At 65.4% G+C, this 13,476-nt stretch carries 12 protein-coding genes and 1 tRNA gene; 5 read left to right on the plus strand and 8 right to left on the minus strand.

Going from position 1 to position 13,476, the window contains the following annotated elements; genetic code table 11:
- The 8 genes from LIN44_RS15045 to recA all read right to left on the minus strand — a co-directional run bounded on the left by LIN44_RS15045 (position 1) and on the right by recA (position 8,357).
- Complete coding sequence (locus LIN44_RS15045; protein ID WP_227312760.1) at positions 1-1,794, minus strand: Wzy polymerase domain-containing protein; 1,794 nt, start codon at positions 1,792-1,794, stop codon at positions 1-3.
- Positions 1,795-1,887: 93 nt separating this feature from the next.
- Positions 1,888-2,391 carry a prepilin-type N-terminal cleavage/methylation domain-containing protein gene (locus LIN44_RS15050; protein ID WP_227312761.1) on the minus strand — a complete coding sequence of 168 codons (504 nt, stop codon included), beginning with the start codon at positions 2,389-2,391 and terminating at the stop codon, positions 1,888-1,890.
- A gap of 315 nt (positions 2,392-2,706) precedes the next feature.
- Entirely contained in the window at positions 2,707-3,402 is a 696-nt protein-coding gene (locus LIN44_RS15055) for a TerC family protein (protein ID WP_227312762.1), read from the minus strand.
- 236 nt (positions 3,403-3,638) lie between these two features.
- Entirely contained in the window at positions 3,639-4,520 is an 882-nt protein-coding gene (gene sucD, locus LIN44_RS15060; RefSeq protein ID WP_209768154.1) for a succinate--CoA ligase subunit alpha, read from the minus strand.
- An 88-nt stretch (positions 4,521-4,608) separates the two neighbouring features.
- Entirely contained in the window at positions 4,609-5,775 is a 1,167-nt protein-coding gene (sucC, locus tag LIN44_RS15065) for an ADP-forming succinate--CoA ligase subunit beta (protein WP_227312763.1), read from the minus strand.
- Between the two features lie 89 nt (positions 5,776-5,864).
- The gene (locus tag LIN44_RS15070) at positions 5,865-6,572 is read right to left on the minus strand and encodes a DUF2889 domain-containing protein (protein WP_227312764.1); all 708 of its coding nucleotides are present in this window, start codon (positions 6,570-6,572) and stop codon (positions 5,865-5,867) included.
- Between the two features lie 151 nt (positions 6,573-6,723).
- Positions 6,724-7,200, minus strand: a complete 477-nt coding sequence (gene recX / locus LIN44_RS15075) for a recombination regulator RecX (protein ID WP_227312765.1) — start codon at positions 7,198-7,200, stop codon at positions 6,724-6,726.
- 92 nt (positions 7,201-7,292) lie between these two features.
- Complete coding sequence (gene recA / locus LIN44_RS15080) at positions 7,293-8,357, minus strand: recombinase RecA (protein WP_227312766.1); 1,065 nt, start codon at positions 8,355-8,357, stop codon at positions 7,293-7,295.
- Between the two features lie 235 nt (positions 8,358-8,592).
- On the opposite strand from recA, the gene LIN44_RS15085 reads away from it, so the two are divergent.
- The 5 genes from LIN44_RS15085 to LIN44_RS15105 all read left to right on the plus strand — a co-directional run bounded on the left by LIN44_RS15085 (position 8,593) and on the right by LIN44_RS15105 (position 13,362).
- Complete coding sequence (locus LIN44_RS15085; RefSeq protein ID WP_012351826.1) at positions 8,593-9,282, plus strand: response regulator transcription factor; 690 nt, start codon at positions 8,593-8,595, stop codon at positions 9,280-9,282.
- A gap of 48 nt (positions 9,283-9,330) precedes the next feature.
- Positions 9,331-10,878, plus strand: a complete 1,548-nt coding sequence (locus tag LIN44_RS15090; protein WP_227312767.1) for a sensor histidine kinase — start codon at positions 9,331-9,333, stop codon at positions 10,876-10,878.
- A complete protein-coding gene (locus LIN44_RS15095; RefSeq protein ID WP_227312768.1) occupies positions 10,875-11,207 on the plus strand; it encodes a DUF4212 domain-containing protein in 333 nt (110 codons plus the stop codon). The genes LIN44_RS15090 and LIN44_RS15095 overlap by 4 nt, the downstream gene beginning before the upstream one ends.
- 247 nt (positions 11,208-11,454) lie before the next feature.
- On the plus strand, positions 11,455-13,152 hold the full coding sequence (locus tag LIN44_RS15100) for an MFS transporter (protein WP_227312769.1): 1,698 nt from the start codon (positions 11,455-11,457) through the stop codon (positions 13,150-13,152).
- A 133-nt stretch (positions 13,153-13,285) separates the two neighbouring features.
- Positions 13,286-13,362 (plus strand) — tRNA-Met (locus LIN44_RS15105).
- Positions 13,363-13,476: the final 114 nt, after the last annotated feature.

Below are 13,476 nucleotides of genomic sequence, written 5' to 3' on the forward strand. Positions count from 1 at the left end.
TCAGTCCCGGCCCAGTTCCGCAAGCCGCCGCGAGCGATCGGCCACCCAGCCGCAGAACGCCTGCGGGCGCTGGTCCGCCTTCACGCCGCGGCACGCCTGCGCGATCGTCGCGTACTGCGCGGCCTCGTCGCCAAGGTAGTACCACCTCAGGCGCTCCATCCACAGCCGGCCTTGCGCGGCATCGCCGGTCAGCGCCAGCAGCCATGCCGTGCGCGCGATCATGGCCGGCGTCGGCAGCAGGTGCACCGCCGCGACATGCGCGGGCAACAGTGCCGCGGCATTCTCCGGCGTGATGGCGGCCTGTCCGGCCGCATCGGCCTGCGCATGCTGGCGGAACCAGAAGCGCGGCATCGGCAACGCTTCGCGGCCTTCGCTGCTGGCATACTCGCGCGCTTCGGCGCGGCGGTAGTCCTGCCACATCGTGCCCAGCACCACCGCGGCCACCGCGACCAACGCCAGCGCCAGCCCGCGCGCCACCGGCAACGGCAGCCGCCAGCGGCCGAAGCCCGACGGCTCCAGCCAGCCCAGCATGAAGCAGAACGGCAGGAAGAAATACAGGTAATGCAGCGGGTATTCCAGCATCGAATGCGCGCACAGCATCGCCAGCCACGTCAGCACCAGCACCGTCTGCTTGCGCTCCTCCCCATCGCCATGCCACAAGCGCGCCCGCACCACGCGCCACAGCCACGCCAGCAGGATCACACCCACGCCGGCGGTGCCGACGATGCCGGTCTTCGCCAGCAGATCCAGAATCGCGTTGTGCGCGTGCAGGGACATCTCGACCTTCACGCCGACCTGATCCAGCTGCTGGAACTGCGCCCAGCCGAACTCGCCCCAGCCCACGCCAAACCACGGATGGGCGCGGAACATCGCGATGGCGTGCGCCCACAGCGCACCGCGCGCCGAAATCTGGTCTTCAGCTTCGAGCTGGGCGATGGTGTCGAACAGGCGCCAGTCAAAGGCCTGCCCCGCCGCCTTGATCGCGGGCTGCAGGGCCAGCAGCATGGCCACCATGGCCACGGCAGCCACCACAAGTCCGACCGGGCGCTGCATGGGATCCGGGCCGCGGCGATCGCCTCGCGCCAGCCACGCCGCAAGCAACGCGTAGCACGCGGCAAGGCCCACATGCAACACGCCGGTACGCGAGCCGGACAGCACGATGCCGCTTTCCAACAGGGCCACCGCGGCCAGCCACATCGGGAAACGCAGACGGCCACGCGAGGCCAGCCACACTGAGGCGACCAGTGCGAGGCCGTGCACGGTCGCTTGATGGTTGGGCTGGTTGAGATTGCCCCAGAGGCGGCGGTTGGTGTCGTAGAAGTAGGTGGATACTAGACCGAATGCACTGTGCTCCAGACGGAAGACTTGAACCCATTGCGCCAGGGTACCGATGAAGCCGGCTAGCAGAAAAGCAACGGCGAGGCACCTGCACACCTGCGCATCTGGATATTTGATCTCTCGAACATGCCATGCGGCATACGCGGCGACAGCGCCCAAGACCAGCACGGCATTTGTAAGGACGCGGCTGCCAGTAACATCGGGCGCTCCCGATAGTTGTTGCGATATCCCGATCCCTATGAGCCAGATGAACAGGACAATCACCGTGGGTGTAGAGATAGTGCCAGTGGTGGCTTTGCGGGATAGCATCAGTGCGGTCACAGCAATCGCACACAATGCAGCATTCCATTCACCGTAAAAGGTCGGCAGCGGCAGGGTATGCCTCGAAACCAGATGTGGAGCGACGATCGCTACGATCAAAGCGACCGAGGGGAAGTGGGCCCTAGACGGCGGCATTTAGCGCCTCGCAAAAAGAAAGGCAAATAATAGCGTGAAGCAGCAACAAAAAAAAAAGCGCCCGAAGGCGCTTGCTACCGAGACTAGGCGAAATTAGGAACTAGCACCCGAGGCCGCAGCTACGTTGTTCCGCTGCAGATAGCTCAGGGCGCCCGTGTTGGTCAGCGCACCCTCAGCAGTATTAGCCCAGGATACTGCCGTTGCATTGGGGGTGGGCGTCATGACAATAATCCCGCCGTCCACGTTAGTACCGATACCTGTGCCCAGGGTCAGCTTAATGACACCACTGCCAGTGACTGTAGCACCGGTAACTTCTTTGGTCGGAGCGAAAGCCGGGATATTGGCTGCCGCATTAGCCGTATTGCAATTAGTAGCGACACCACCCGCCTCTTGAATACACAGGGCGACCGCCTGCTTCAACGGATCAGCAGAGGTGATGGCGTTGGACAGCTTTGCCCGAATTGTATAGTCCTGATACTGCGGAATCGCAATCGCCGCCAAGATACCAATGATCGCCACCACGATCATCAGTTCGATCAGCGTAAAGCCCTTCTGGACGCGGCGGCCCAGCTTCTTCAGTTGTTGTACCCGTTGCATGATTTGACCCCTCGAAGAGATTTTGGTTAAGCGTTGCACGTCTTCGGTTTCGTGACGCGGGGACGATTGAGCAGCAAGCGTGCCAGCGGCATCCCCCATCCGTAGGGGGTGAAAAGCGACAAATTTCGTCACCCGTCGGGGTGATGCTCGCCGTTTGCGCCAAAAATTGTCACCTGGGAGCGCTACCACAGGCAAGCGCGACAAAAAGTGCGATCACTCACATGAGTTAGTTGGCCGGGGCACCGACACACGCGGCGCCTCTCCAATGGAAAAGGGCGGCCAACTGGCCGCCCTTCCCGCATGCACTGGTTGCCGTCAGGCGGTCTGTGCCGACCGGCGGCTGAGCAGCTTGCCGATGATCACCACCAGGATCGCGCCGGCCGCGCCGAAGACCAGGTGGGCGTGCGGTACGTGGACTTCGAACCAGGCGGCGTCGACCGGGTCGCTGACCAGCATCTCACCGGCCAGGTAGCCGAGCAGCGCGGCGCCCAGCACGATGATGACCGGGAAGCGCTCCATCACCTTGAGCAGGAGGGTGCTGCCGAACACGATCAGCGGGATCGACAGGCCCAGGCCGACGATCAGCAGCAGCAGCTGGCTGCCTTCCGGGCCCTTCTGCGCGGCGGCGGCAACGGCGACAACGTTGTCCAGCGACATCACCAGGTCGGCGATCAGGATGGTGCGGATCGCGGCCCAGATATTGTCCTTGGCGTCGTGGCCCTCTTCATCGTCCTCGCCCGTCAGCAGCTGCACGCCGATGTAGACCAGCAGCACCGCGCCGATGATCTTCAGGTAGGGCAGGCTCAGCAGCTTGACCGCGGCGACGGTCAGCACCACGCGCATGATGATGGCGGCGGCGCTGCCCCAGAAGATGGCCTTCTTCTGCTGGGCGGGCGGCAGGTTGCGCGAGGCGAGCGCGATCACCACCGCGTTGTCGCCGGACAGGACGATATTGGTCAGGATGATCGATCCCAACGCAATCCAGAAAGTGGTGGAAGACAGCAGTTCCACGGGGAGGCTCCTCGAGTTCTATGTGATGGCGCGCCCCGTCATCCGACGGGATTTTGGATGTCTGAAGGCGCAGACATGACTGTTTAACCGATGAACCTTTCGATTAGATTTCAATCTTGTAATGTTCAGGGTCAAAGATGACGCCCGAATCACTCCCCGGAAACGACAATGCCCCCGCCGGGGCGGGGGCATTGCAGGAACGGTCGCTCCCGCCGTCGCGGACAGGCGGCCAGGGCTTACAGCATGGCCTTCAGCAGGCGGCCCATTTCCGACGGGTTCTTGGTCACCTTGATGCCGCAGGCTTCCATGATTTCCAGCTTGGCCTGGGCGGTGTCGGCACCGCCCGAGATCAGCGCGCCGGCGTGGCCCATGCGCTTGCCCGGAGGCGCGGTCACGCCAGCGATGAAGCCAACCACCGGCTTCTTCATGTTGTCCTTGATCCAGTGGGCCGCATTGGCTTCGTCCGGACCGCCGATCTCGCCGATCATGACCACGGCGTCCGTGTCCGGATCGTCGTTGAACATCTTCATCACGTCGATGTGCTTGAGGCCGTTGATGGGGTCGCCACCGATGCCGACAGCCGACGACTGGCCCAGGCCCAGCGCGGTCAGCTGGCCCACGGCTTCGTACGTCAGCGTGCCCGAGCGCGACACCACGCCGATGCGGCCCTTCTTGTGGATGTGGCCCGGCATGATGCCGATCTTGATTTCGTCCGGCGTGATCAGGCCCGGGCAGTTCGGCCCCAGCAGCAGGGTCTTCTTGTTCTCGCGGCGCATGCGGTCCTTGACTTCCATCATGTCGCGCACGGGGATGCCTTCGGTGATGCAGACCACCAGGTCCAGGTCGGCGTCAACGGCTTCCCAGATCGCGGCAGCGGCGCCGGCGGGCGGCACGTAGATGACCGACACGGTGGCGCCGGTCTGGGCCTTGGCGTCCTTGACGCTGGCGTAGATGGGAATGCCTTCGAAGTCTTCGCCGGCCTTCTTCGGGTTCACGCCGGCGACGAAGGCGTTCTTGCCGTTGGCGTAGTCGCGGCAGCCACGGGTGTGGAACTGGCCGGTCTTGCCGGTGATGCCCTGGGTGATGACTTTGGTGTCTTTGTTGATCAGAATCGACATGCTTTCGTCCTTTGCTTGACTCTGGCAGCGCGGGCAAAGGCCACGCGCGCTGCCGAAGTTCGCTTGTATTGGGTAACGGCGCCTCGGCTTACTTGCCGGCGGCGGCAGCCACGACCTTCTGGGCGGCTTCTTCCATCGTGTCGGCCGAGATGATCGGCAGGCCCGAGTCAGCCAGCATCTTGCGGCCCAGTTCTTCGTTGGTGCCCTTCATGCGCACGACCAGCGGCACGTTCAGCGACACGGCCTTCGAGGCCGAGATCACGCCTTCGGCGATCACGTCGCAACGCATGATGCCGCCGAAGATGTTGACCAGGATGGCCTGCACGTTCGGGTTCTTCAGCATCAGCTTGAAGGCTTCGGTCACCTTCTCGGTGGTGGCGCCGCCGCCCACGTCGAGGAAGTTGGCCGGTTCGCCGCCGAACAGCTTGATGGTGTCCATGGTGGCCATGGCCAGGCCGGCGCCGTTCACCAGGCAGCCGATGTTGCCGTCCAGCGAGATGTAGGCCAGGTCGAACTTCGAGGCTTCGATTTCGTTGGCGTCTTCTTCATCCAGGTCGCGGTAGGCGACGATTTCCGGATGACGGAACAGCGCGTTCGAGTCGAAGTTGAACTTGGCGTCCAGCGCGATCACCTTGCCGTCGCCGGTCAGGATCAGCGGGTTGATTTCGGCCAGCGAGGCGTCGGTGTCATAGAACGCCTTGTACAGGCCTTGCAGGGCCTGGCGAGCTTGGGCCACGCTCGCGTCGGGCACGCCGATCTTGCGGGCGATGTCGTCGGCGTCAGCGTCGGTCAGGCCGGTCGACGGCTCGATGATCAGCGTGTGGATCTTTTCCGGGGTGTGGGCAGCGACTTCCTCGATGTCCATGCCGCCTTCGCTCGACGCCATCAGGGCGATCTTCTGCGACACGCGGTCCACCACCAGCGAAACGTACAGTTCCTTCTTGATGTCGGCGCCTTCTTCGATCAGCAGGCGGTTGACCTTCTTGCCTTCCGGACCGGTCTGGTGCGTGACCAGCTGCATGCCCAGGATGTTGGACGCGTAGGTCTTGACCTCGTCCATGCTCTTGGCAACCTTGACGCCGCCGCCCTTGCCGCGGCCACCCGCGTGGATCTGTGCCTTGACAACCCACACCGGGCCGCCGAGTTGTTCTGCGGCCTTCAGGGCCTCGTCAACCGAGAACGCGGGGATGCCGCGCGGAACCGGCACATTGTATTTGCGCAGGATTTCCTTGCCTTGATACTCATGGATATTCATGCGTGTTTCCTTTCGGGTAGGCGTAAAAGGTAGAAGGGAAGAATCTGAAAGAAGACGAACTTTCTCGTCGGGCTGGCCGATCCTGAGAATCAGCCGGAGGTGCCGGTCGGCCGGTCGGCCGGGACAGCGTCGTTGCCGTCGATTGCGTGACCACCGCGGTCGCCATTGGCCGCGGGCTGCTGCGCCTGGGGCGCGGATGCGACGGCAGGCGCGGCCTCGGCCCGTACCTTGGGCGTCGGCTGGTGACCATACCAGCGCGGGTAAAACTGACGAACCACCTCGCCGTCGAAACGCAGGGCGTGGCAGCCGTTCAACTGATAGGGCGGCTCCGGATTCGGATCGTCCTCGCCGTTGTCGCGGATACTGATGACCTCGCCGGCAAAAGCCTGGATCGCGGTGCTCGGCAGCACGCCGGCGGCTTCGGTCAGGTGCGAGCAGCCGTGCATGCCGCCCAGGCGCTCGCGCACGGCCTTGCGAAAGCCCTTGCGCAGGTTCAGCCCGATCAGCTTGCGGTAAGCCGGGCCGATCGTGTCGCAATGGGACGGGTACGGCACCCAGTCCGAGCAGGCCTCGGCATCCAGCACCGTCATGTCCTCGTCGATGGTGATGCGCAGCCACAGGTCGTGCAGCGGCTGGCCCTGCGGGCGGATGCGGTCGCCGGCCAGTTCGATGTCACGGGGCTTGGTGTCGGTCAGGCGCACCTCGATGTCCCACAGGCCGTCCTCTCTCTGGTACGCCTCGGCCGCAATGGCGCGACGGTGACGCAGGGAGCGGTTGACGGGCTGGGACAGAGGCATGGCCAGGCTGGGAATACGGGAATACGGGGGCTGGGAAACGGCGGTACCGGAGCACCGAATAACCCGGGGAGTTTAACATGCCGCGCCGCGTCGGCCGGGAACATCCTTGCGCCGCAACTGTCGCGCGGGATTGTCGGCCAACCATGGCGCATCAGGCCTCGCCACCCTCGTCGCCGTAGTCCTCATCCGCGCCCTGGATGATCTTGCCGACCACCGCACGCGAAAAACCGCGTGCCACCATGAACCGGATCTGCTTGGCCCGTGCCTCGGGCGTGTCGGGCGGCGTGCCGAAGCGCTTGCGCCAGACCTCGCGGGCACGCTCGGCTTCCGTGGCGCGCAGGCGCTCCTGCAGTTCGCCCAGCTGCTCGCTGTCGAGCTTGTGGGTCTTGGCCTCCTGCATCACGCGCGCGGTGCCGTAGCGGGCGCCGCGGCGATGCACCAGGCTGTCGGCAAAGCGCTGGTTCGACAGCCAGTTCTCGCGCTCCAGCGCGTCCAGCAACTGTTCCAGCTGCTCGGCCGACTCGGCATGGGGCGCCAGCTTGCGCGCCAGCTCGGCGCGGCTATGCTCGCGGCGCGACAGGTAGCCGACGGCGCGGGCCTTCAGCGAAAGGGGGGGACGGGTGGCCATGAGGGTCGTGAAATTCCGGGCCGAAACAAAAAGGCCGGCGCATCATCGATGCCCGGCCTTTCCGGTTGCTGCAGCAATGGCCGCCGGCGCGGTCAGTCTTCGATCGTGGCCGCCGCGGCTGCGGCCGTGGGGTTCATGGCCACCACGCCCAGCGCCGCGCGCACCTTGTTTTCGATCTCGTCGGCGATGTCCGGGTTCTCGCGCAGGTATTCGCGGGCGTTGTCCTTGCCCTGGCCGATCTTCTCGCCGTTGTAGCTGTACCAGGCGCCCGACTTCTCGACGATCTTGGCATCGACGCCCAGGTCGATGATCTCGCCCTGGCGCGAGATGCCCTGCCCGTAGAGGATGTCGAAGAAGGCCTCGCGGAACGGCGGCGACACCTTGTTCTTGACCACCTTGACCTTGGTCTCGTTGCCGATCACGTCATCGCCCTTCTTGATCGAGCCGATGCGGCGGATGTCCAGGCGCACCGAGGCGTAGAACTTCAGCGCATTGCCGCCGGTGGTGGTTTCGGGCGAGCCGAACATCACGCCGATCTTCATGCGGATCTGGTTGATGAAGATCACCAGGCAGTTGGTGCGCTTGATGGTGCCGGTCAGCTTGCGCAGCGCCTGGCTCATCAGGCGGGCCTGCAGGCCGGGCAGCGAATCGCCCATTTCGCCTTCGATTTCGGCCTTGGGCACCAGCGCGGCGACCGAGTCGATCACGATCAGGTCGATCGAGCCCGAGCGCACCAGCGCGTCGGTGATTTCCAGGGCCTGCTCGCCGGTGTCGGGCTGCGAGATCAGCAGGTCGCCGACATTGACGCCGAGCTTGGAAGCGTAGTTGACGTCCAGCGCGTGCTCGGCATCGATAAAGGCGCAGGTGCCGCCCAGCTTCTGCATCTCGGCCACGACCTGCAGCGTCAGCGTGGTCTTGCCCGAGGATTCCGGCCCGTAGATCTCGACCACGCGGCCGCGCGGCAGGCCACCGACGCCAAGCGCGATATCCAGGCCGAGCGAACCGGTGGAAACCACCTGGATGTCCTTTTCGACCTCGCCGTCGCCCAGGCGCATGATCGAGCCCTTGCCGAACTGCTTCTCGATCTGGGAGAGCGCGGCGGCAAGCGCCTTTTGCTTCTCGGCGCTCACGCCGGCACCTGCCTTCTTGTCGTCCATGGTCGTCCTTGAGTCAATGGTGTATAAATAGGCCGCATGTGGCGCGGCACCGGCATTTGCCGGCATCGGCGCCGGCCCGGCTGTCTGCGCGGCCGCACTCCAGGGGGTCTCCCCGGGCGGCGCTAGCGGAACGTGCGGGTACTGTATAAAAAAACAGTATGCTTGGCAAGCCCCTTCGCGCCCCCGTGCCCCTTGCGCACTGGTGCCGGCTATGCCGGCCAGGGTGGAGACAACCATGCGCATTCTGATCGCCGAAGACGACGACGTGCTGGCCGACGGCCTGACACGCTCGCTACGCCACTCGGGTTACGCCGTCGACCATGTTGCCAATGGGCTGGAAGCCGATTCGGCGCTGTCGACCCAGACTTTCGACCTGCTGATCCTCGATCTCGGCCTGCCGCGCATGTCCGGGCTGGAGGTGCTCAAGCGTCTGCGCGCGCGCGGCGCGATGCTGCCGGTGCTGATCCTGACCGCCGCCGACAGCGTCGACGAGCGCGTCAAGGGGCTGGACCTGGGCGCCGACGACTACATGGCCAAGCCCTTCGCCCTGTCCGAGCTGGAAGCGCGCGTGCGCGCGCTGGTGCGGCGCGGCGCCGGCGGCGGCGCCACGCTGATGCGGCACGGGCCGCTGGCCTACGACCAGGTCGGGCGCATCGCCTATCTGAACGACCAGATGCTGGACCTGTCCGCGCGCGAGATCGGCCTGCTCGAGATCCTGCTGACGCGCAGCGGCCGCCTGGTATCGAAGGAGCAGCTGGTGGACCACCTGTGCGAATGGGGCGAGGAAGTCAGCAACAATGCCATCGAGGTCTATGTGCACCGCCTGCGCAAGAAGATCGAGGTGGGCGGCATCCGCATCGCCACCGTACGCGGGCTGGGCTACTGCCTGGAGAAATTCCAGCCGGCGGTGGCCGCGCCGCATTGATCCCATCACTGCAGGCCACGCGACCGACCTGAGTCCAACCTCGCCGACATGAGCCTGCTGCGACTGCCATGGCGGCGCGTGCCCCGCGCCGCGCCACCTCCCTCTTCCGCGCCGGAGGCCACCGACCAGGACCTGGCCGACGCGCTGCCGCACCTGGAAGAAAGCACCGCCCACCCCGCGCCGCGCTCGCTGTTCGGCGAGATCCTGGACTGGATGCTGGCCCCGCTGCTGCTGCTCTGGCCGATGAGCATCGCGGTGACCTACCTGGTGGCCAAGTCGATCGCCAACGGTCCCTTCGACCGCGCGCTCGAGGCCAGCGCCATCGTGCTGTCGCAGCAGGTGCGCGAGGTCAACGGCCGCGTCACGCTGCAGCTGCCGCTGTCGGCGCGCGAGATCCTGCGCGCCGACGAGACCGACAACATCTACTACCAGGTGGTCGGCAAGCGCGGCGAATACATCGCCGGCGACCAGGACCTGCCGCTGCCGTCCGAGGACGACCAGGGCCACGCGGGACTGGTGTCGCTGCGCGATGACCGCGTGGCCGGCAACGACGTGCGCGTGGCCTATACGTATATCGAGCTCAAGCAGGTCAGCGGCACCCAGCCGGTGCTGGTGCAGGTGGCCGAGACCCTGGACAAGCGCGCGCGCCTGGCCAACGAAATCATCAAGGGCGTGATCCTGCCGCAGTTCGTGATCCTGCCGCTGGCGGTGGTGCTGGTGTGGTTCGGGCTGTCGCGCGGGCTGGCGCCGCTGACCGCGATCCAGCAGCGCATCCGCGCGCGCAACCCGGGCGATACCAGCCCCATCGACGAACGCGCCGCGCCACAGGAGATCACGCCGCTGGTGGGCTCGTTCAACGAACTGCTGGCGCGGCTGGACCAGTCGGTGCAGACCCAGAAGCGCTTTATCGCCGATGCCGCGCACCAGATGAAGACACCCTTGGCGGGCCTGCGCATGCAGGCCGAGCTGGCGCAGCGCGAGCAGTCGCCCGAGGAACTGCGGCGCTCGCTGGCGCAGATCGCGGGCAGCTCGGAGCGCACCGCGCACCTGGTCACGCAGCTGCTGTCGCTGGCGCGCATGGAAAACCTGGCCGGCACCGGCGGCATGGCCGCGCTGGACCTGGCGGCGCTGGCGCGCGAGGTAGTCAAGGACTGGCTGCCGCAGGCGTGGGCGCGCGACATCGACCTGGGCCTCGATGCCGACGACCATCCGGTGATGGTCCAGGGCAACCGCCTGATGCTGACCGAGATGCTCAACAACCTGCTCGACAACGCCATCCGCTACACGCCGCGCGGCGGCCGCGCCACGGTGCGGGTCAGCGCCGACGCCTTCGAACCGTTCGCCTACCTGGATGTGGAAGACACCGGTCCGGGCATTGCGCCGGCCGAGCGCGACCGCGTGATGGAGCGCTTCTACCGCGTGCTCGGCACCAACACCGAAGGCAGCGGCCTGGGTCTGGCGATCGTGCGCGAAATCGTGCAGCAGCACGGCGGCGACGTCCAGATCTCGGACCACGTCTACCAGCAATCGCCACGGCTGGCCGGCGCGCATTTCCGCGTGACGCTGCGCCGTCCCGAAAACTTTCCGTCCCCATGAACGACACTCCAGCCCCCGGCAGCGCCGAGGCACGCCATCGCCTGGCCTGGCACCGCAACCTGCGCTGGATCTGCGGCCTGCTCGCGGTCTGGTTCACGGTCACCTTCGTGGTGGCGTGGTTTGCACGCGACCTGCGCTTCAACTTCTTCGGCTGGCCGTTCTCGTTCTGGGTAGGCGCGCAAGGCGCGCTGGTGGTCTATGTGCTGATGGCCGCGCTCTACGCCTGGCGCATGAACCATGGCGACGCCGAAGCCGACAGCGCCGAGGCGCCGCCGGTGCCGATGCCCTCGCAGGGCGCCTCGCGCGGCCCGGGCGCGGATGCTGCATAGCCGCACGCCGGCAAGACGCACCACGGTGCGGAGCGAAGGCGCCAGGCCCCTGCAGCGCAGCATCCATGATGCTCTGCGCGGCTAGCGTATACCCCGACATTTTTTGCCGCGGGCGCGCCGGAATCTGTCAGACCGCAGTAAGTTTCGCCACCCACAATCCTCTGCAACTCTGGGCATGGGGCCAGCCGCACGGTGCTTCCCGCGCGCCACGTCCCGCCCGAGATCCAATCCAGACGGAGGAGACAAGATGGCAAACGTGCAAAACGTTGCGGTGCCCGGAGGGGGCGCGCAGAACGCACCGATGACTGCCGAAGAGCGCAAGGTGATCTTTGCCTCGTCGCTGGGCACGGTGTTCGAGTGGTACGACTTTTACCTGTATGGCTCGCTGGCGGCGATCATCGCCAAGCAGTTCTTTGCCGGGCTGGACCCGACCTCGGCCTTCATCTTCGCGCTGCTCGCATTTGCCGCCGGCTTTATCGTGCGGCCGTTCGGCGCGCTGGTGTTCGGCCGGCTGGGCGACATGATCGGGCGCAAGTACACCTTCCTGGTGACGATCCTGATCATGGGCGTGTCGACCTTCATCGTCGGCCTGCTGCCAGGCTACGCCACCATCGGCTGGGCCGCGCCGATCATCCTGATCGCGCTGCGCATGCTGCAGGGCCTGGCGCTGGGCGGCGAGTACGGCGGTGCCGCCACCTACGTAGCCGAACACGCTCCGCACGGCAAGCGCGGCGCGTACACCTCGTGGATCCAGACCACCGCCACGCTGGGCCTGTTCCTGTCGCTGATCGTGATCCTGCTGTGCCGCGAGGCGACCGGTGCCAACTTCGAGGTCTGGGGCTGGCGCATCCCGTTCCTGCTGTCGATCCTGCTGCTGGGCGTGTCGGTCTATATCCGGCTGTCGATGAACGAATCGCCGGCATTCCAGCGCATGAAGGCCGAGGGCAAGACCTCCAAGGCCCCGCTGACCGAGTCGTTCGGCCAATGGCGCAACCTGAAGATCGTGATCCTGGCGCTGTTGGGGCTGACCGCCGGCCAGGCCGTGGTCTGGTACACCGGCCAGTTCTACGCGCTGTTCTTCCTGACCCAGGTGCTCAAGGTCGATGCCAAGACGGCCAACCTGCTGATCGCCGGCGCACTGGTGATCGGCACGCCGTTCTTCATCTTCTTCGGCGCGCTGTCGGACAAGATCGGCCGCAAGTGGATCATCATGGCGGGCTGCGCGCTGGCCGTGCTGACCTACTTCCCGCTGTTCAAGGCCCTGACCCACTACGCCAACCCGGCGCTGGAGCGCGCCCAGCAAAGCGCCCAGATCGTGGTGACCGCGGACCCGAAGCAGTGCTCGTTCCAGGGCAGCCCGATCGCCCGCGAGATCGACTTCCGCAGCTCGTGCGACATCGCCAAGCGTACCCTGGCCCAGGCCTCGGCAAGCTATGAAGTGGTCGAGGCCCCGGCCGGCACCGTGGCCAGCGTCAAGATCGGCGACAAGGAGATCAAGGCCTTCGATGCCAAGCTGGTCAACGGCCACAGCTTCGACGACGCCAGCAAGCAGCAGATCGCGGCGTTCAAGAAGGAAGTGGGCAGTTCGATGGCCGCCGCCGGTTATCCGACCAAGGCCGACCCGGCGCAGATGAACACGATCATGGTGCTGGTGATCCTGGTCATCCTGGTGATCTACGTCACCATGGTGTACGGCCCGATTGCCGCCATGCTGGTGGAACTGTTCCCGACCCGCATCCGCTACACCTCGATGTCGCTGCCCTACCATATCGGCAACGGCTGGTTCGGCGGCCTGCTGCCCACCATCTCGTTTGCGCTGGTGGCGCAGAACGGCAACATCTACTACGGCCTCTGGTACCCGATCATCATCGCCGCCCTCACCTTCGTGGTCGGCGCGCTGTTCATCCGCGAGACCAAGGACGTGAATATCTACGCCAACGACTGAGCGGTCGTGCGGCACTGAGCAAAACGGCAGGCCACCTGGCCTGCCGTTTTTTTGTGCCCCAGACCTTCATGCAAAATCTTCGCCGGAAGGTGTTGACAGTCTCGAAAGCCCAGGTATAATCTCAGTCTTCGTTGGCGAATTAGCTCAGTCGGTTAGAGCGACGGAATCATAATCCGCAGGTCCGGGGTTCGAGTCCCTGATTCGCCACCATCTATTTGAAAAGCCGCGATCCCGCAAGGGTTCGCGGCTTTTTGCTTTGGTTCGCGCCAAACAAGCGTTCTCGCCAGGGAACGCGGCCGCCCATCACGGACGGCCCCGCGGGCA

The organism is Cupriavidus sp. MP-37, from assembly GCF_020618415.1.
Classification (GTDB): Bacteria; Pseudomonadota; Gammaproteobacteria; order Burkholderiales; family Burkholderiaceae; genus Cupriavidus.